17 protein-coding genes and 1 tRNA gene are annotated in these 16,145 nt (G+C 61.8%); 14 read left to right on the forward strand and 4 right to left on the reverse strand.

The genetic code is table 11. From position 1 onward, the window contains the following. Positions 1–150 precede the first annotated feature (150 nt). Positions 151–489 carry a hypothetical protein gene (locus BW940_RS04285; RefSeq protein ID WP_076607953.1) on the forward strand — a complete coding sequence of 113 codons (339 nt, stop codon included), beginning with the start codon at positions 151–153 and terminating at the stop codon, positions 487–489. A 159-nt stretch (positions 490–648) separates the two neighbouring features. Here BW940_RS04285 and BW940_RS04290 read toward each other — a convergent pair. The 4 genes from BW940_RS04290 to ribH form a co-directional block, all read right to left on the reverse strand. Beyond that, positions 649–751 (reverse strand) — tRNA-Gln (locus tag BW940_RS04290). A gap of 35 nt (positions 752–786) precedes the next feature. After that, positions 787–1,536 carry an HNH endonuclease gene (locus BW940_RS04295; RefSeq protein ID WP_076608124.1) on the reverse strand — a complete coding sequence of 250 codons (750 nt, stop codon included), beginning with the start codon at positions 1,534–1,536 and terminating at the stop codon, positions 787–789. Between the two features lie 116 nt (positions 1,537–1,652). Then, positions 1,653–2,801, reverse strand: a complete 1,149-nt coding sequence (locus BW940_RS04300; protein WP_076607954.1) for a pyridoxal phosphate-dependent aminotransferase — start codon at positions 2,799–2,801, stop codon at positions 1,653–1,655. Continuing rightward, entirely contained in the window at positions 2,798–3,214 is a 417-nt protein-coding gene (gene ribH, locus BW940_RS04305) for a 6,7-dimethyl-8-ribityllumazine synthase (protein WP_076607955.1), read from the reverse strand. The genes BW940_RS04300 and ribH overlap by 4 nt, the downstream gene beginning before the upstream one ends. 170 nt (positions 3,215–3,384) lie before the next feature. On the opposite strand from ribH, the gene BW940_RS04310 reads away from it, so the two are divergent. From BW940_RS04310 to BW940_RS04370, 13 genes are all read left to right on the forward strand, one after another. Further along, positions 3,385–4,602, forward strand: coding sequence for a 5-(carboxyamino)imidazole ribonucleotide synthase (locus BW940_RS04310; protein WP_076607956.1), 1,218 nt, complete (start codon positions 3,385–3,387; stop codon positions 4,600–4,602). 41 nt (positions 4,603–4,643) lie between these two features. Beyond that, positions 4,644–5,276, forward strand: a complete 633-nt coding sequence (locus BW940_RS04315) for an AIR carboxylase family protein (RefSeq protein WP_076607957.1) — start codon at positions 4,644–4,646, stop codon at positions 5,274–5,276. Positions 5,277–5,691: 415 nt separating this feature from the next. Next, positions 5,692–6,105 (forward strand): NADH-quinone oxidoreductase subunit A, encoded by a 414-nt coding sequence (locus BW940_RS04320; protein ID WP_006066753.1) that lies wholly within the window; start codon positions 5,692–5,694, stop codon positions 6,103–6,105. Continuing rightward, the gene (locus tag BW940_RS04325; protein ID WP_076607958.1) at positions 6,102–6,809 is read left to right on the forward strand and encodes an NADH-quinone oxidoreductase subunit B; all 708 of its coding nucleotides are present in this window, start codon (positions 6,102–6,104) and stop codon (positions 6,807–6,809) included. Before BW940_RS04320 ends, BW940_RS04325 begins: the two co-directional genes overlap by 4 nt. Continuing rightward, positions 6,806–8,464, forward strand: a complete 1,659-nt coding sequence (locus BW940_RS04330; protein ID WP_076607959.1) for an NADH-quinone oxidoreductase subunit D — start codon at positions 6,806–6,808, stop codon at positions 8,462–8,464. Before BW940_RS04325 ends, BW940_RS04330 begins: the two co-directional genes overlap by 4 nt. A 2-nt stretch (positions 8,465–8,466) precedes the next feature. Next, positions 8,467–9,555: a complex I subunit 1/NuoH family protein gene (locus tag BW940_RS04335; RefSeq protein WP_076607960.1), complete on the forward strand. Its 1,089-nt coding sequence runs from the start codon at positions 8,467–8,469 to the stop codon at positions 9,553–9,555. Continuing rightward, on the forward strand, positions 9,552–10,013 hold the full coding sequence (locus BW940_RS04340) for a NuoI/complex I 23 kDa subunit family protein (RefSeq protein WP_076607961.1): 462 nt from the start codon (positions 9,552–9,554) through the stop codon (positions 10,011–10,013). The genes BW940_RS04335 and BW940_RS04340 overlap by 4 nt, the downstream gene beginning before the upstream one ends. 2 nt (positions 10,014–10,015) lie before the next feature. Continuing rightward, the gene (locus BW940_RS04345; RefSeq protein WP_076607962.1) at positions 10,016–10,285 is read left to right on the forward strand and encodes an NADH-quinone oxidoreductase subunit J; all 270 of its coding nucleotides are present in this window, start codon (positions 10,016–10,018) and stop codon (positions 10,283–10,285) included. Next, positions 10,282–10,731, forward strand: coding sequence for a hypothetical protein (locus tag BW940_RS04350; protein ID WP_076607963.1), 450 nt, complete (start codon positions 10,282–10,284; stop codon positions 10,729–10,731). The genes BW940_RS04345 and BW940_RS04350 overlap by 4 nt, the downstream gene beginning before the upstream one ends. After that, positions 10,728–11,033, forward strand: a complete 306-nt coding sequence (nuoK, locus tag BW940_RS04355; RefSeq protein ID WP_076607964.1) for an NADH-quinone oxidoreductase subunit NuoK — start codon at positions 10,728–10,730, stop codon at positions 11,031–11,033. Before BW940_RS04350 ends, nuoK begins: the two co-directional genes overlap by 4 nt. A 1-nt stretch (position 11,034) precedes the next feature. Beyond that, on the forward strand, positions 11,035–13,074 hold the full coding sequence (nuoL, locus tag BW940_RS04360; RefSeq protein ID WP_076607965.1) for an NADH-quinone oxidoreductase subunit L: 2,040 nt from the start codon (positions 11,035–11,037) through the stop codon (positions 13,072–13,074). Further along, the gene (locus tag BW940_RS04365; protein WP_076607966.1) at positions 13,074–14,600 is read left to right on the forward strand and encodes a complex I subunit 4 family protein; all 1,527 of its coding nucleotides are present in this window, start codon (positions 13,074–13,076) and stop codon (positions 14,598–14,600) included. Before nuoL ends, BW940_RS04365 begins: the two co-directional genes overlap by 1 nt. Next, entirely contained in the window at positions 14,600–16,126 is a 1,527-nt protein-coding gene (locus BW940_RS04370) for an NADH-quinone oxidoreductase subunit N (protein WP_076607967.1), read from the forward strand. The genes BW940_RS04365 and BW940_RS04370 overlap by 1 nt, the downstream gene beginning before the upstream one ends. The last annotated feature ends 19 nt before the right edge of the window (positions 16,127–16,145 follow it).

Consider the following 16,145-nt stretch of genomic DNA (forward strand, 5'->3'; position numbering starts at 1 on the left):
CGACCGAACGTTCACAGCGGCTGATCCGCGCGTATTGACCGGGTTCACTGTGTCTCTCGAGCTATCGACCGGTCGTGGAGCCGAGAGGGTCATTGGTGAACAATTGCAGGACAATCGCTATCACATCTCTCGAGCAGGATGCGAGTACTCATGGCCACCGTTGAAACAATCCTGGCGTCGGTTTTCGATACGGTTCCCGAACTTCATTCCGGGCAACTCGGACTCCTCGCCGGGGTGCTCGTCGGCGTTCTGTACTGGCACGGTTACCGTCGGTCGTCGCTTGCCCTTCTTACCGCACTCTACTTGCTGGCGCTTGGCGTCGCCCCAGCCTCCGCTCGAGGGCTGCTCGTCGTACAGTCCCAGCCGTGGTACTTCTGTTCGCTTCTGGTCATCACCTCACTCGGCGCGATCGGCAGCGCTGTGATTTGGACTCGAGTGTCGCGCTCGAGCCAGCCGTGGCTGTCGACGGTTGGTGAACGCGACGTCTAACATCGCTGCCGGACACGACCGTTATCACTGCGTGGATTCCGACTGACTCGAGTTGCGAGGTCGTTCGAAAAGTGAATTCGACCCACGAGAACTCGAATTCTTTCGTTTCTGAAGCTCGACTCTCCGGAGAATAATTTTCTCGGTTTTATTGGTGAAAAGTAGTCCCGGGCGGATTCGAACCGCCGTCATAGGCTGTCTTCCGTGACGGACTCAACCGAACACGTCCAAAGGCCCATATGATTGGCCACTACACCACGGGACTTCACTCGCTGGATAGACTGCCGTCGTACAATAGTGTTACCTTTCGTCGCGAGCCGACACAGCTATTGTCCCTTCTTCAACACGTCGATGACAACTCCGACAGAGCGTGATCACGTTGTCCATCGTATGTGCAGCTTCGGGTTGATCGAACGATCGGACAGGCTGTCGATGATGGACATCCGGGTTCTGCCCGAGTTCATCGGCGTCTACCCCACAGTGTTGACACTCGTAGCCGTCGCGCTCGAGTGCCTGCCGGCGAATCCGCCACCAGCGCTGGCCGTACGTGATCGGCCCGCCCTCCCACTGGTGGTGGTCAGAGCCAACGACGTTCTCAGAGAGCCACGCACCGTAACACTCGAGGGTGCAAAAGAAGCCGCGCGTTTGCTCCTCGAGTCGCGCCGGCCGAACTTCGAGCGTGGCGTCACATGCGCGGCAGTGAACCGTCACTCGGTCGCCGTTCGTCGCTGGATTCTCGGGAAGGAGCCCGTCGGCGGCGTCGATACACGACGAACAGTACTTTCCGTCTTTGTTCGACGGATAGTAGTCAAACTCCTCACCACACCGTTCACAGGACGTCGTCTCCATCGCATCGCTCCAGTTGCCGTTGTGCTTGCCGGCGTTCGGATTACAGTCCGCACAGAACGTCCGTCGGGCCTTCGGGTCGTAGAACTCGAGGCCACACCCACGACACGTTCGATTGGGCAGCGGTTCGCCGTGGACTTTCGTATGGTGCTGGCGCATGCCGTGCTCTGTCAAGAGCGTCTTTCCGCACGTCGGACACTCCATGACGGGGATGGCCTCCTCATCGCATATAAACTCGAGGACGGACACTCGAGTGACAGCCGTCGCTGACGGAGGACACGCGTCGAAAAGCAAGCAGTTCGAAACGCCAGTCAGCGGCGTTACAGATAGCCTTCGTCGGCCAGTCGCTCGATCCCTTCCTCGAGTCGCTCTGCACTCGCGGCGTAGGAGATCCGCGCGTAGCCGGGCGTCCCGAACGCACTGCCGGGAACCGTCGCGACGTGGGCGTCTTCGATCGCGCCCTCACACCAGGCCTGATCGTCGTCGTCGACGGGGAGCATCATGTAGAACGCACCCTCGGGGACGGCGACGTCGACATCGTGTTCGTCGAGTAAGTCGACGACCAGATCGCGTCGTTCCTCGAACGCCTCGGTCATCTCTTCGACGGCCTCGTCGGTGTTCTTGAGGGCTTCGATACCCGCGTGCTGGACGAAGTTCACCGCGGAGGAGACCGAGTGACTGTGGAGTTTGCCGGCCTGATCGATCAGTTCCTCGGGGCCGGCGAAGTAGCCCAGCCGCCAGCCGGTCATCGAGTAGGCCTTCGAGAAGCCGTTAACCGTCACGGTGCGGTCGGCCATGCCCTCGAGCGTGCCGAGGCTGGTCGGCTCGACACCGTAGGTGATCTCCTTGTAAATTTCGTCGGAGATGACGGTGATGTCGTGTTCGACGGCCAGATCGCGGACGCCCTCGAGGGCGGCGTCGGAGTAGACCGCGCCGGTTGGGTTCGACGGCGAGTTGACGACCAGCAGTTCGGTCTCATCGGAGACGGCCTCGGCGAGGTCGTCGAGCGCTGGCTCGAGCTGGAAGTCGGTCTCGGAGAGGTCGACGCGGGTGAGGTCGCCGCCGGCCATCTTGACCATCGCCTCGTAGGAAACCCACGCAGGGTCGAGCAGGACGACCTCGTCGCCGTCCTGGATGAGCGCCTGCACGATTTCGTAGAGCGCCTGTTTCGCACCGGGGGTGACGATGATCTCGTCGGCCGTGTGATCGAGGCCGTCGTCGGCCAGTTTGTCGGCGATCGCCTCGCGAAGCTCGAGAATGCCAGCCGAGGTCGTGTAGCCGGTGTGGCCGGCGTCCATTGCGTCCTGTCCGGCGTCGGTGATGTTCCGCGGCGTCGGGAAATCAGGTTCGCCGACGGAGAGGTCGACGACGTCTGCGCCGTCGGCCTCGAGTTCAGTCGCGAGGGCGGAGATCGCAAGCGTTGCTGACGGTTCGACTCGGGTTACGCGGTCGGTGAATTCCATGGTCATTGGTCTGGGTCGGGAAGTTGTACGACGAGATCGAGTGCGCCGTCGACGGCTTTCGCCGCGTTTTCGACGCGTTCGCGCGATTCAGCGGCGGACATGCCGGGCCCCGTTACGCCGAGGGTTACGGGGGTGTCACGCTCGAGACTCACGTCGGAGAGTCGCTGTGCGGTCGCGTCGGTGATCACCTGATCGTGATCGGTGTCGCCGGTGATAACCGTCCCGATGACGGCGACAGCATCGACTGCCTCGAGGCGAGCGAGTCGGTCCGCCGCCAACGGGGCGTCGTAGACGCCCGGGACGGTGACCGTTTCGTGTACCTCGGCACCGGCGGCCTGGGCCGCCTCGAGGGCCTCTTGTTCCATCTGCTCGGTGATCGGGCGGTTGAACTCCGCGACCACCAGTCCGAGCGTGGTCATACGCGAGCGGTAGAGTGGGCGGGTAAAAGAGGTACCGTTATCGAGTAACAAACTCGGATAATCGATCACGATAAATCACCTGCAGCCGACGGAACGGGCAGCGATCGGGATTCGAACCGAACCGTTCTATTGGGAACCCTTAACCCCGGGCAACGTAAACCGTTCGCGCAATGACAACGCTACAGATGCCGGGACCGACGCTTGGCGTCGTCGGTGGCGGACAGCTCGGACGGATGCTCGCCGAAGCCGCGTCGCCGCTTGGCGTCGAGGTCGTCGTGCTCGATCCGACACCGGACTGCCCGGCCGCGCCGGTCGCCCGCGATCAGATCGTCGCCGACTTCGACGACGAGGCGGGAATTCGCGAACTCGCCGCCCGCGCGGACGTGCTCACGTTCGAGATCGAACTCGCCGACCAGGACGTCTTAGAGCGCATCAGCGAGGATACGGGGACGCCAGTCCATCCGAAGCCGAAGACGTTGCGGACGATCCACGACAAACTCGTCCAGAAACGGGAACTCGAGGACGCCGGCGTTCCGGTGCCGCCGTTCCGTGCGGTCGACGACGCCGACGACATCCGCGCGGCCATCGACGACTACGGCGCGCCCGTGATGTTGAAAGCGCGGACTGGCGGCTACGACGGCCGCGGGAACGTTCCCGTCGAATCGAAAGAAGACGCCGAGGACGCCCTTGAGTCCGTTGCCGGCCCCGCCATGGTCGAAGCGTTCGTCGAGTTCGAACGCGAGGTGTCCGTCATCGCGGTGAAGGGTGACGACGAGGTCGCGACCTTCCCGCTGGGCGAAAACATCCACGTCGACGAAATTCTCCGTGAGACGATCGTGCCCGCGCGCTCGAGCGACGTCGTCTCGGAGCGGGCATACGATGTCGCGCGGGACGTCCTCGACGTGATGGACGGGCGGGGCGTCTACGGGATCGAGCTCTTTGAAACGAGCGAGGCGCCACGCGCCTCGGAACACTCGAGCGGGCAGGGCCCGCGAGAGGGCGACGGCGAGATTCTGCTCAACGAGATCGCCCCGCGCCCGCACAACTCGGGCCACTGGACGATCGAGGGTGCACAGAGCTCGCAGTTCGAACAGCACGCTCGAGCCGTCCTCGGCTGGCCGCTCGGCTCGACCGACCTGCGCTCGCCGACAGCACTCGCGAACCTGCTGGCCGACGTCGCAGAGAACCAGGACGCACGGCTGCGAGACATCGACGAGGTTCTCGAGACACCCGGCGCACACCTCCACTGGTACGGCAAGCGCACGTCCCGTCCGGGCCGCAAGATGGGCCACGTAACGGTTTCGGGTAGCGATCCGGACGCCGACGTCGAGGCTCTCCTCGAGACTGCACGCGAACTCGAGGACGCCCTCACGTTCACGGCAGAGTGATTTCGGGCGGATTGAAGTCACCTGCCCGACCATCTTCTTCTATGAGCGACAGCGTCAGCGAGCTGATCGACCGTCTACACCGCGAAGCCGAACAGGACCGTCCAGACGAGGAAACACCAGACGTCGGGATCGTCATGGGCAGCGATTCTGACCTCGAGGTCATGATGACTGGCGGGAAGCGCCGCGGGGCCTACGACGCTTTCGTCGACGAACTCGACTTTGCCGAACAGACCGACTACGAGAGCTCGCCCGCAGAGCGTTTTACGTTCGAAACGTACGTCACCTCGGCCCACCGCACCCCGGATCTGATGATGGCATACGCCGAGACGGCCGAAGATCGCGGCCTCGAGGTCATCATCGCCGGCGCGGGCGGGAAGTCAGCCGACCTGCCGAACATGACGGCCTCGATCGCCTACCCGCTGCCGGTAATCGGCGTCCCCGTCCAGGAGAAATCCGTCGACAGTGTCATCGGGATGCCAACCGGCGCACCACTGGTCGCAGTCGACGCCGGCAAATCGTTCAACGCCGCACTCTCGGCGGCCCAGATTCTTGCCCGCCAACACGAGACCGTTCGTGACCGACTCGTTGCCTACCACGATGGGCTTCGTGAGGGCGTCGGGACTGTCTCTCGAGCGCTTCACGATCAGGGGACGGAGACGTTCTCGAGCGAGTAACGACGTCGCCGAGCACGGATCGATACGGTCTGCTATCACGGTGTCCCGGCGTACCCGAAGAGCAGATCGCGGGTGCGCCGGAACCGGCTGATCGGAGTCCGTATCAGGCCCTCGAGTGCGCGTCAGGGGAGCGATTTCGACGATAATACCTTGACATATAGTTATGTTGACACCACCTAAATAACACTGTCTTTCGTGAGAGACTATCTTAGCCGGCCGTACCGACGCAGTCAGTGGAGAATCACGAATCAATCACTGAGGAGACTAGTTTAACTCTCGATAGCTACAAATGAAACACGAGTAAAACCCAACTGCGTGATTTATCACGAAAGACGGCGTTGGAGTCCGTCTTCTGCCGAAAAACGAACAATCAACCCTTATATGCGTGCGGTTTGAACCTCCGAACGTTACGGAGATGAATGATTGGATCGCGATCGGGGCACTGGCGCTCGTTGGACTACTGATACCGCTCGGAATGATGGCGGTATCGTACCTCTTGCGGCCGTCAGTCCCCGAAACGAGCAAACGTGCCACCTACGAGAGTGGCGAGGTTCCGACTGGCGGGACGCGCATTCGGTTCAATATCCAGTACTACATGGTTGCGCTTCTGTTCGTCGTTTTCGATATCGAGACCGTCCTTCTGTTCCCCTGGGCGGTTGTCTACCTGGATGCCGTCGAATCGGACGCCGTCTCGCTGCTCGAGATCCTCGGGCCGATGCTGCTGTTCGTCGCCATTCTAATGGTCGGACTCGCATGGGCGTGGCGCACCGGTGCAGTACAGTGGGCACAGACACCCAGTCAGGCAACGTCTGGCAGTGATCGACAATGAGTAGCAACAATCCACGGCAATCGATCCACGATAGCACCGCACCGTCGACGGATACCCGCGACTCGCGGATCGGCGAAGGACCGGACGACCGGTTCAACTCCAAGCTTCGGGAGGCCTTCGGCGCGTCGCCGTTTATCCTCACGAAGTTCGATCAGTTCATGAACTGGGTCCGGGGCAACTCGATGTTCATGCTACAGTTTGGGATCGCCTGCTGTAGTATCGAAATGATCCACACCTACGCGATCAAACACGACCTCGATCGCTTCGGTGCCGGCGTTCCGCGCGCGTCGCCGCGACAGGCCGACGTGATGATCGTTCCCGGGACGATCGTCTCGAAGTTCGGCCCCCGAATGAAACGCGTCTACGACCAGATGCCGGAGCCGAAGTTCGTCGTCGGCATGGGATCGTGTACGATCTCCGGCGGCCCGTTCCAGGAAGGCTACAACGTGGTCAAGGGTGCCGAGGAGATCATCCCGGTCGACATTCACGTGCCGGGCTGTCCGCCCCGGCCGGAGGCGCTTATTTATGGCGTCGCCAAACTGCAAGAGCGGATTCGAAACGGCGAGTCGTCACCGGTCGTCGTCAAGCCGTACGAACTCGAGCAGTTCGGCGACCTGCCCAAAGACGAACTCGTCCAGAAACTCGCGAGCGAAATCGACGAGGAGGACCTCGTTATGCGGTACAACTGGGCTGATTCACCATGAGCACGGGACTCGAGAAACGAACGACACAGGTCGAAGTCACCGAAGACGACCTCGAGGCGCTACTGGGCGATCGCGTACTCGGACGCGACGATCACCTAAACGCACCGGGATTCGTTATCCGACCGGACGACGTTCAGGATGTCCTCGCGGATCTCCGGGACGAAGCCGGCTTCGATCACCTCTCCTGTCTCACCGCCCAGCAGTATCCGGATCGGTACGAATCGATCTATCACCTCAAAAAGTACGCCGATCCGACTCAGGAGGTCTCGGTGGTCGTGCCGACGTCGACCGACGACCCCGTCAGTCAGTCTGCCGAACCCGTCTTCCGGACCGCAGACTGGCACGAGCGCGAAGCGTTCGACCTCGTCGGAATCGACTACGAGGGTCATCCCGACCCGCGACGGATTCTCCTGCCAGAAACCTGGCAAGGCCACCCGCTTTCGGATGGCTACGATCAGGAGAAACCACAGATCGTCACGCTCTCGGAACACGCCAACCCGATCCAGCCCGACCACCACGACGAGGAGTCGGACACGATGTTCCTCAACATCGGGCCACACCACCCCGCAACCCACGGCGTGCTCCACGTCAAGACGGTGTTAGACGGCGAGACAGTCGTCGACATCGACCCTGACATCGGGTATCTGCACCGCTGTGAGGAGCAGATGTGCCAGCAGGGGACCTATCGCCACCAGATCATGCCCTACCCCGACCGGTGGGACTACGTCTCGGCTGGGCTCTTAAACGAGTGGGCGTACGCCCGCGCGGCCGAGGATCTGGCGGATATCGAGGTGCCCGAGTACGCCCAGATCATCCGAACGATGGGTGCCGAACTCTGCCGGATTGCCTCGCACATGCTCGCACTCGGCACGTTCGCGCTGGACGTCTACGGCGACTTCACCGCCGTCTTCCAGTACGCGTTCCGCGACCGGGAGGTCGTCCAGGACATCCTCGAGGATCTCACCGGCCAGCGACTGATGTTCAACTACTTCCGGCTCGGTGGGGTCGCCTGGGATCTGCCTGAGCCACGCGATGAGTTCATCGCGAAAACGCGGGACTTCCTCGACGAACTGCCGGCGAAAGTCGACGAATACAACGACATGATCACCTCGAACGAGATCTTCCAGATCCGGTGTCACAACACCGGCGTTCTGGAACCCGAGGAGGTCAAAGACTACGGCTGTACCGGCCCTGTCGCCCGTGGCTCCGGGGTCGACTACGACCTGCGGCGTGACGATCCCTACGGCTACTACGAGAACTTGGAGTGGGACGTCGTCACCGAAGACGGCTGTGACAACTACGCCCGCGTCCTCGTCCGTATGCAGGAAGTCGAGGAGTCGGCCAAGATCATCGAGCAGTGTCTTGACTTGCTCGAGGACTGGCCCGAAGACGACCGCGAGGTACAGGCAAACGTTCCCCGGACGCTCAAACCGGACGCCGACACGGAAGTCTACCGTGCGGTCGAAGGCGCAAAGGGTGAACTCGGGATCTACATTCGATCGGACGGGACGGACAAACCCGGCCGATTCAAGATCCGAAGTCCGTGTTTCCACAACCTCTCGGCGCTCGAGGTCATGTCCGAAGGGGAGTACATCCCTGACCTGGTCGCCTCGCTTGGCAGCCTCGATATCGTTCTCGGGGAGGTGGATCGGTAGGTATGGTCAGCGGTGTTACACTGCCGTTACAAGGCGATACCGTGTTGCTTCCCGAGCGAATCGGCGAGCTGACCGGCTTAGACCAGTTCGGTGTCGGCGGCGAACTGCTCGCGACGTTCCTCGCGGCGTTTATTGTCGGCAACATCATGCTGGCGATGACCGGCGTTGCCGGCCCGTGGGCGAAACGAAAGATCACGGCTGCGTTCACTGACCGAATCGCAGTCAACCGCCTCGGTCCGGCCGGCTTGCTGATCATCGTCGCCGACTCCGTGCGACTGCTCTCAAAAGAGCTCATTATCCCGGAGGATGCCGATCGACCGGCGTACGATCTCGCGCCGCTCGTCATCGCATCGTCGGCGCTGCTCGGCTTTGCCGTGATCCCGATGGGCAGCGGGATCCACCTCGCAGACCCCGAGGTCGGCCTCGCGTTCGTCTTCGCGGTCGCCGGCATCGCCAGCATTGGGCTGGTGATGGCTGGCTATGCGTCGGCGAACAAGTACTCGATGCTCGGCGGCCTGCGGGCGGTCGCACAGAACGTCGCCTACGAGATTCCGCTGGTCGTCACCGGAATGTCGGTCGTCATTTTCGCCGGCTCCCTCCAGATGAGTACGATCGTCGATGCACAGGCACAGACGCTCGTCTCGCTCGGCGGCCTCGACATTCCAGCGTGGTATGCGCTGGTCAACCCGTTTGCGTTCGTGCTCTTTCTGGTGGCGAACTTCGCCGAAGTCGGCCGCAACCCTTTCGACACGCCCGAAGCGCCGACCGAGATCGTCGCTGGCTACCAGACCGAGTACTCCTCGGTCTATTTCGTGTTGATTTACCTCGGGGAGTTCATCCACATCTTCCTCGGTGGGGCGATCATCGCGACGATTTTCCTCGGCGGCCCGGCAGGGCCAGGACCGGCCGAACTCGGTATCGTCTGGTTTATCATCAAGATCTGGGGCGTGTTTTTCCTGACCCAGTGGCTTCGGTCGGCGGTGCCACGTGTCAGGATCGACCAACTCATCGAGATCGGCTGGAAGGGACTGCTTGTCCTTTCGTTCGCTAATCTCGTCATTACCGCAGTAATTGTGGGGCTGATTGCATGATCGGACTACTCAAATCGATGGCCACGACGATGAGACACGCACTGGATGGCTCGACGTTTACCGTCGAGTATCCGGAGACTGCCCCGGACGTCTCCCCGCGATTTCGGGGCGTCCACAAGTTCAGCCAGGAGCGCTGTATCTGGTGTCGCCAGTGTGAGAACGTCTGTCCGAACGACACGATCCAGATCGTGATGGACGACAAACGCAACGGTGAACAGTACAACCTCCACATCGGACAGTGTATTTACTGTCGGCTCTGTGAGGAAGTCTGTCCTGTCGATGCGATCTTGCTCACCCAGAACTTCGAGTTCACCGGCGACACCAAACACGACCTGGTCTACAACAAAGATCAGTTGCGAGCCGTACCGTGGTACAAAGATATCGACCCGCTCGAGTCACGCGAGCCCGACCGGGGTGCGTGGATCGGCGAGGGTGACGGAGACGTTGATTACCAGTAACAATGATGGAAACGATCGCGTTCGCACTGTTTGCGTTCGTGACGCTTGCCAGCGCGCTGGGTGTGGTTCTCTTTCGGGATCCGTGGCATTCGGCGCTTATGCTCGGTGTGGCGCTTTTGAGCATCGCCGTACATTATGTGATGCTCGCTGCCGAGTTCGTCGCGATGATGCAGATTCTCGTCTACGTCGGCGGGGTGCTCATCCTCATCACCTTCGCGGTGATGTTGACCCAGCGTGACGAGCAGGCGTCCACAGAGGTGGTACAGACATGACGACCGGCCCACAGCTCAGACTCGGCAAGACGCTGCTACCTGGACTGCTTGCCGTCGCCCTCTTTGGGCTGATGGCACTGATCGTCCTGAACACGTCGTTTGCGTCGATGGCAACTGCCGGCTATCCAGACGGGATCGCGATCACGTCCGAAATCGGCTACGCGATGTTCGACCTCGAGGTGTTGCAGTCGACAGACGGCTCGATCAGCGCAACTGAGCCGTTCCTCGCGGCGTTCTTGCTGATCGCAATCACCCTCGACGCCGCCCTCGACGCCTCGCTCGTCCTCGCGAAACGCGAGGAGGAAGGCGAACCAGTCTCGCCGCTCGCGAGTTCGACCCCGGACACCGCCGAAACGGCCGACTCGAGTGGCTTTGGCCGCTCGGAGTCAACGGCGACCGACGGCGGATCGGCCGGAACGGACTCGAGTGGAGGTGACGACCAATGACCGTCGCCGTCGAGTACTACGTCTTGTTGTCGATGGGCCTGTTCTGTATCGGGCTTTTCGGCGTGTTGACGCGTCGTAACGCACTGATGTTCCTGATGTCCGCCGAGCTCATGTTGAACGCGGCGAACATCAACCTGATCGCCTTCGCGTTCTATCACGGCAACCTCACGGGGCAGGTGTTCGCGCTATTTACCATGGCGCTTGCCGCCGCAGAGGTCGCCGTCGGGCTCGGGATCATTCTGGTGCTGTACCGTAACTTCCGTGACGTCGACGTCACGGTTCCGACGACGATGAGGTGGTAAGATGGCAGGAACAGGAACTTTCAGTTACGCTCCGGCGATCGCACTGTTCCCGCTCGTGGCGTTTGTCGTCGCTCTGGTGTTCGGCAAGTATATGCCGAAGAAAGGGGCGATTGCGGGCATCTTCGCGACGGCAGGTTCGTTGTTGCTGTCGCTCGTGATGTTTGCAGCCGTCGCGGGTGGCGAAGTGTATCACGAAACGCTGTACGAGTGGACGTCCGGCGACATCACGAGCCAGGTCGGTGCCGAGGAGATCGAATTCACGTTCGGGATCCTGCTCGACCCGCTGTCGACGCTGATGCTGGTCATCGTCTCGCTCGTCGCGTTGCTCGTTCACGTATTCAGCCTCGGATATATGAACGCGGAAGGCGAGACGGGACTGCCCCGATACTACGCCGAACTCGGCCTCTTTACGTTCAGCATGCTCGCCTTCGTCTTCGCGGACAACCTGCTGATGGCGTTCATGTTCTTCGAACTCGTCGGCCTGTGTTCGTACCTGTTGATCGGCTTCTGGTTCCGAACGCGGTCGGCCCCATCGGCGGCAAAGAAGGCGTTCCTCGTCACCCGATTCGGTGACTACTTCTTCCTGATCGGGGTCGTCGCCATCGCGGCGACGTTCGGCACGGTCGCGTTCGCTGGCGACGACTCGTTCGTGACAGCGGCCGAGACCGCGATCAACGATGGCACGCAGCTGTTCGGCTTCGACGCCCGGACGTGGGTGACGATCACCGGACTACTGGTGCTGGGTGGCGTCATCGGGAAATCCGCCCAGTTCCCACTCCACACCTGGCTCCCCGACGCCATGGAGGGTCCGACCACCGTCTCCGCGCTGATTCACGCGGCGACGATGGTCGCGGCCGGTGTCTATCTGGTCGCCCGGATGTTCGGCTACTACGCCCTGTCGCCGACGGCGCTGGCGATCATCGCCTTCGTCGGCGGCTTTACCGCACTGTTTGCGGCCACGATGGGCGTCGTCAAAGACGACGTCAAACAGGTCCTCGCGTACTCGACGATCAGCCAGTACGGCTATATGATGCTGGGACTCGGCGTCGGCGGCTACGTCGCCGGGGTCTTCCACCTCATGAATCACGCCTTCTTCAAGGCGCTCCTGTTCCTCGGTGCCGGGGCCGTCATCATCCTCATGCACCACGAACAGGACATGTGGAAAATGGGTGGTCTCAAGGACAAAGCGCCGGTCACCTACTACACCTTCCTCGCGGGCGCGCTCGCGCTTGCGGGAATCATCCCGTTCTCGGGCTTCTGGTCGAAAGACGAGATCCTCTACGATGCGCTGATCGTCGGCTTAGAGGAGCCGGTTATCCTCGCGGCCTACGCGATGGGACTGGTGGCTGTCTTCTTCACTGGCTTCTACACCTTCCGGATGGTCTTCCTGACCTTCCACGGTGAACCCCGGTCCGAGGCAGCCGAGGACCCACACCCGGTCGGCTGGGCGGTCAAAGTCCCGTTGATCACGCTCGGTATCCTCGCAACCGTCGTCGGCCTCGCGAACCTCGCCCCCATCGCGAAACTCCTCAGTATCGATATCACGTTCCTCGAGTTCTGGCTCGACGGCGAGTACGGAGCGATCGAGGGGCTGACCTACCACGAGTACCACGAGACGGTCCCCTTCGAGGAGGGCTACATCTCCTCAGAGACGGTGACCATGCTGATCGGTGCCGGCGTCTCGCTCGGACTCGCGTTAGCTGGGGCGTTCACCGCACACACGCTGTACAACGTGCCTGAACCGTCCCGCCACATGACGAAACTTGGCGGCGCGTACACCGTCTTGCGAAGCAACTACTATCAGGACGAGTTCCAGGTCTGGCTCGCAGAAGGGGTCACACAGCCGATTGCACGAGCGGCAGACCGCTTTGATCGGACCGTTATCGACGGAACCGTCAACGGGGTTTCGTCCATAAGCTTGTTCGGCAGTAGCCGTGTGAAACGAATCCAGACGGGAATCGTGACAAACTACGCAGCACTGCTGGTGGCCGGATTCATCGGCTTACTGCTCGTGCTCGGACTGTATGGAGGGTGGTTCTGATGATGATCGAGATACTAATCGCGGTCGCACTGGTCGGCGCGCTAGTGACGTTCGTTGCGCCGAATCGCATCGCAGGCAAACTGGCGTTCGCGATCAGTCTCGTGCCCGCCGTGCTTAGCCTCTGGATGTTCACGGCCTTCGACGGCAGCGGGAACGCCTTACTCGACGGGACACTCGCCTTCGAGTCCCAGTACGAGTGGCTCCAACTCGGCGAGTACTCGATCTCGTGGTTCGTCGGGCTCGACGGCATTAGCATCCCGCTCGTCGTCCTGACGACGATTCTGGTGTCGCTTGCGATTATGAGTTCGTGGACGCCGATCGATGACCGCGAGTCCCAGTTCTACGGGCTCGTCCTGTTCATCGAAGCGAACCTCATCGGCGTCTTCAGCGCGCTCGATTTCTTCCTCTGGTTCATCTTCTGGGAGGCGGTGCTGATCCCGATGTACCTGCTGATCGGTATCTGGGGCGGCCCGCGCCGGAAGTACGCCGCGATCAAGTTCTTCGTCTACACGAACGTGGCGTCGCTCGTGATGTTCGGTGCGTTCATCGCACTCGTCTTCGGGCTCGGCGACTCGGTGACGTCGTTCGCCCTGCCCGAAATCGCGACGGCGATGCTCAACGGAGGTCCCGACGGCTTCCTCGGCCTCGAGGGAACGACGCTCACCTCGGTGGTGTTCGTCGCGATGTTCCTCGGATTTGCAGTGAAGGTTCCGGTCGTTCCGTTCCACACGTGGCTCCCGGACGCCCACGTTGAGGCCCCGACGCCGGCGTCGGTGTTGCTGGCTGGTGTCTTGCTGAAGATGGGGACCTACGCGCTGTTGCGGTTCAACTTCACGATGTTCCCCGGACAGGTCGAGACGTACGCCGTGCCGATCGCGGCGATCGCCGTCATCAGCGTCATCTACGGGGCGATGCTCGCACTCGCCCAGACCGACCTGAAACGGATCGTCGCCTACTCATCCGTGTCGTCGATGGGCTACGTCATCCTCGGGCTGATCGCGTACACCCAGTTCGGCGTCGGCGGGGCGACGTTCCAGATGGTCTCACACGGCTTCATTTCGGGGCTGATGTTCATGGCCGTCGGCGTCATCTACAACGCGACACACACCCGACTCGTCACCGATATGTCGGGAATGGCGGATCGGATGCCCGTCGCGGTGGGTATTCTCATCGCCGGCGCGTTCGGCTACATGGGACTGCCGCTGATGTCCGGCTTCTTCGGCGAGTTCACAATCTTCTTCGGGGCTTTCGGCGCTGAACAGCTCCCGTACTCGCAAGTGTTCACGTCGCTCGCGATGTTCGGCATCGTCATCGTCGCTGGCTACCTGCTGTTTGCGCTCCAGCGAACCGTCTTCGGGCCGTACGAACTCGAAACCGACTACGAGGTGGGCCGCGCACCGCTACACGACGTCGTGCCGATGTTCGTGTTGCTCGGCATCATCATCCTCCTTGGCGTGGCACCCGATCTGATCTTCGAGATGATAACCGACGCAGTCGATCCGATCCTGAACGGAGGTGAACTGTAATGGCGGTGTTCCAACTCCCCGAGTGGATGGCACTCGCACCGGCATTGATTATGGCCGCAACCGCGCTGGCGCTGTTCGTCTTCGACAGCATCTCGCCGCGGTCGACGAGCCGCTCGCTGCTTGCCGGCACCGCAGCCGGTGGCGCACTCGTCTCGCTCGGCGTCGCCGTCTGGTTTACCGTTGCCGGCGTCGGCACACCCACGATCGACGGTGGTCGCGGCGAAATCGAGCCGATCCACGGCCTCGTCGTCGACCAGCTTGCGCTGTACTTCATGATCATCGTCGCAATCGTCACCGCGTTGATCGCGGTGGCGAGCTACGACTATCTCGCCGGCCACACCTACCAGGCCGAGTACTACTCGCTCGTCATGCTCGCGGCGACCGGGATGTCGATGATGGCCGCCGCAAACAGCCTCGTGACGATCTTCATCGCCCTCGAGCTTGCAAGCCTGCCATCGTACGCGCTCGTGGCGATCTTAAAGGACAATCGCGGAAGCGTCGAGGCCGGGCTGAAGTACTTCCTGATCGGCGCGCTCTCATCGGCGATCTTCGTCTATGGGATCTCGCTGGTCTATGGCGCGACCGGACACCTGTATCTCGAAGACATCGCGGCAGTTATCGAAGCCGGCGAAGCGGACAGCTACGGTGGCCTGCTCGGACTCGGCATCCTCATGCTGATCGGTGGCTTCGCGTACAAGACCGCAAGCGTTCCGTTCCACTTCTGGGCCCCCGAAGCGTACGAGGGAGCGCCCGCACCGATCAGTGCGTTTCTCTCCTCGGCGTCGAAGGCCGCCGGCTTCGTGATCGCGTTCCGCGTGTTCACGACCGCGTTCCCGCTCGAGGCGACACGGGAACTCATCGGCGTCGACTGGACGCTTGCCTTTGTCATCCTCGCGATCGTCACGATGACGCTCGGGAACTTCGCGGCGGCGACCCAGAACAATGTCAAGCGGATGCTCGCCTACTCCTCGATCGGCCACGCAGGGTACGCGCTGATCGGGCTCGCAGGGCTCACTGCCGACGGTGGCGAGCTCGTGATGGGCGCGGCGATGATGCATCTGCTCGTCTACGGCTTCATGAACACGGGTGCGTTCCTGTTCGTCGCGCTCGCCGAACACTGGGGCGTCGGCCGAACTTTCGAGGACTACAATGGCCTTTCGGCACAGGCACCAGTCGCGTGTGCCGCGCTGGTAGTCTTCATGTTCAGCCTCGCCGGCGTGCCGCCGTTTGCCGGCTTCTGGAGCAAGTACTTCCTGTTTACCGGCGCGATCGGTATCGGCAGCACCGCCATGCTCGTCGTCGCTGGTGCGCTGGTGGTAAACAGTGCACTCTCGCTGTACTACTACTCACGGCTGGTCAAAGCGGTCTTGATCGAGGATCCACTCCCGGACCGTGGCGTACTCGACCAACCGGTGGGACTCTACGCGGCGATCATCGTCGCTGCCGTGATGACGGTCGCATTGCTTGCCGGCTTCGGCCCGATCGCCGACGCCGCAACCGACGCGGCTGCCGCAGCACTCGCCTGAGCGCGCAGCCGGTAGCTTT

It is taken from the genome of Natronorubrum thiooxidans (assembly GCF_900156475.1).
GTDB lineage: Archaea > Halobacteriota > Halobacteria > Halobacteriales > Natrialbaceae > Natronorubrum > Natronorubrum thiooxidans.

Excerpts from the sequence above, each read along its gene's own strand:
- BW940_RS04365 (WP_076607966.1), top strand. The coding sequence starts at position 13,074 with ATGATGATCGAGATACTAATCGCGGTCGCACTGGTCGGCGCGCTAGTG.
- BW940_RS04310 (WP_076607956.1), top strand. The coding sequence starts at position 3,385 with ATGACAACGCTACAGATGCCGGGACCGACGCTTGGCGTCGTCGGTGGC.
- BW940_RS04295 (WP_076608124.1), bottom strand. The coding sequence starts at position 1,536 with ATGGAGTGTCCGACGTGCGGAAAGACGCTCTTGACAGAGCACGGCATG.
- BW940_RS04345 (WP_076607962.1), top strand. The coding sequence starts at position 10,016 with ATGATGGAAACGATCGCGTTCGCACTGTTTGCGTTCGTGACGCTTGCC.
- nuoL (WP_076607965.1), top strand. The coding sequence starts at position 11,035 with ATGGCAGGAACAGGAACTTTCAGTTACGCTCCGGCGATCGCACTGTTC.
- BW940_RS04320 (WP_006066753.1), top strand. The coding sequence starts at position 5,692 with ATGAATGATTGGATCGCGATCGGGGCACTGGCGCTCGTTGGACTACTG.
- BW940_RS04340 (WP_076607961.1), top strand. The coding sequence starts at position 9,552 with ATGATCGGACTACTCAAATCGATGGCCACGACGATGAGACACGCACTG.
- nuoK (WP_076607964.1), top strand. The coding sequence starts at position 10,728 with ATGACCGTCGCCGTCGAGTACTACGTCTTGTTGTCGATGGGCCTGTTC.
- ribH (WP_076607955.1), bottom strand. The coding sequence starts at position 3,214 with ATGACCACGCTCGGACTGGTGGTCGCGGAGTTCAACCGCCCGATCACC.
- BW940_RS04285 (WP_076607953.1), top strand. The coding sequence starts at position 151 with ATGGCCACCGTTGAAACAATCCTGGCGTCGGTTTTCGATACGGTTCCC.
- BW940_RS04335 (WP_076607960.1), top strand. The coding sequence starts at position 8,467 with ATGGTCAGCGGTGTTACACTGCCGTTACAAGGCGATACCGTGTTGCTT.
- BW940_RS04350 (WP_076607963.1), top strand. The coding sequence starts at position 10,282 with ATGACGACCGGCCCACAGCTCAGACTCGGCAAGACGCTGCTACCTGGA.
- BW940_RS04370 (WP_076607967.1), top strand. The coding sequence starts at position 14,600 with ATGGCGGTGTTCCAACTCCCCGAGTGGATGGCACTCGCACCGGCATTG.
- BW940_RS04300 (WP_076607954.1), bottom strand. The coding sequence starts at position 2,801 with ATGACCATGGAATTCACCGACCGCGTAACCCGAGTCGAACCGTCAGCA.
- BW940_RS04325 (WP_076607958.1), top strand. The coding sequence starts at position 6,102 with ATGAGTAGCAACAATCCACGGCAATCGATCCACGATAGCACCGCACCG.
- BW940_RS04315 (WP_076607957.1), top strand. The coding sequence starts at position 4,644 with ATGAGCGACAGCGTCAGCGAGCTGATCGACCGTCTACACCGCGAAGCC.
- BW940_RS04330 (WP_076607959.1), top strand. The coding sequence starts at position 6,806 with ATGAGCACGGGACTCGAGAAACGAACGACACAGGTCGAAGTCACCGAA.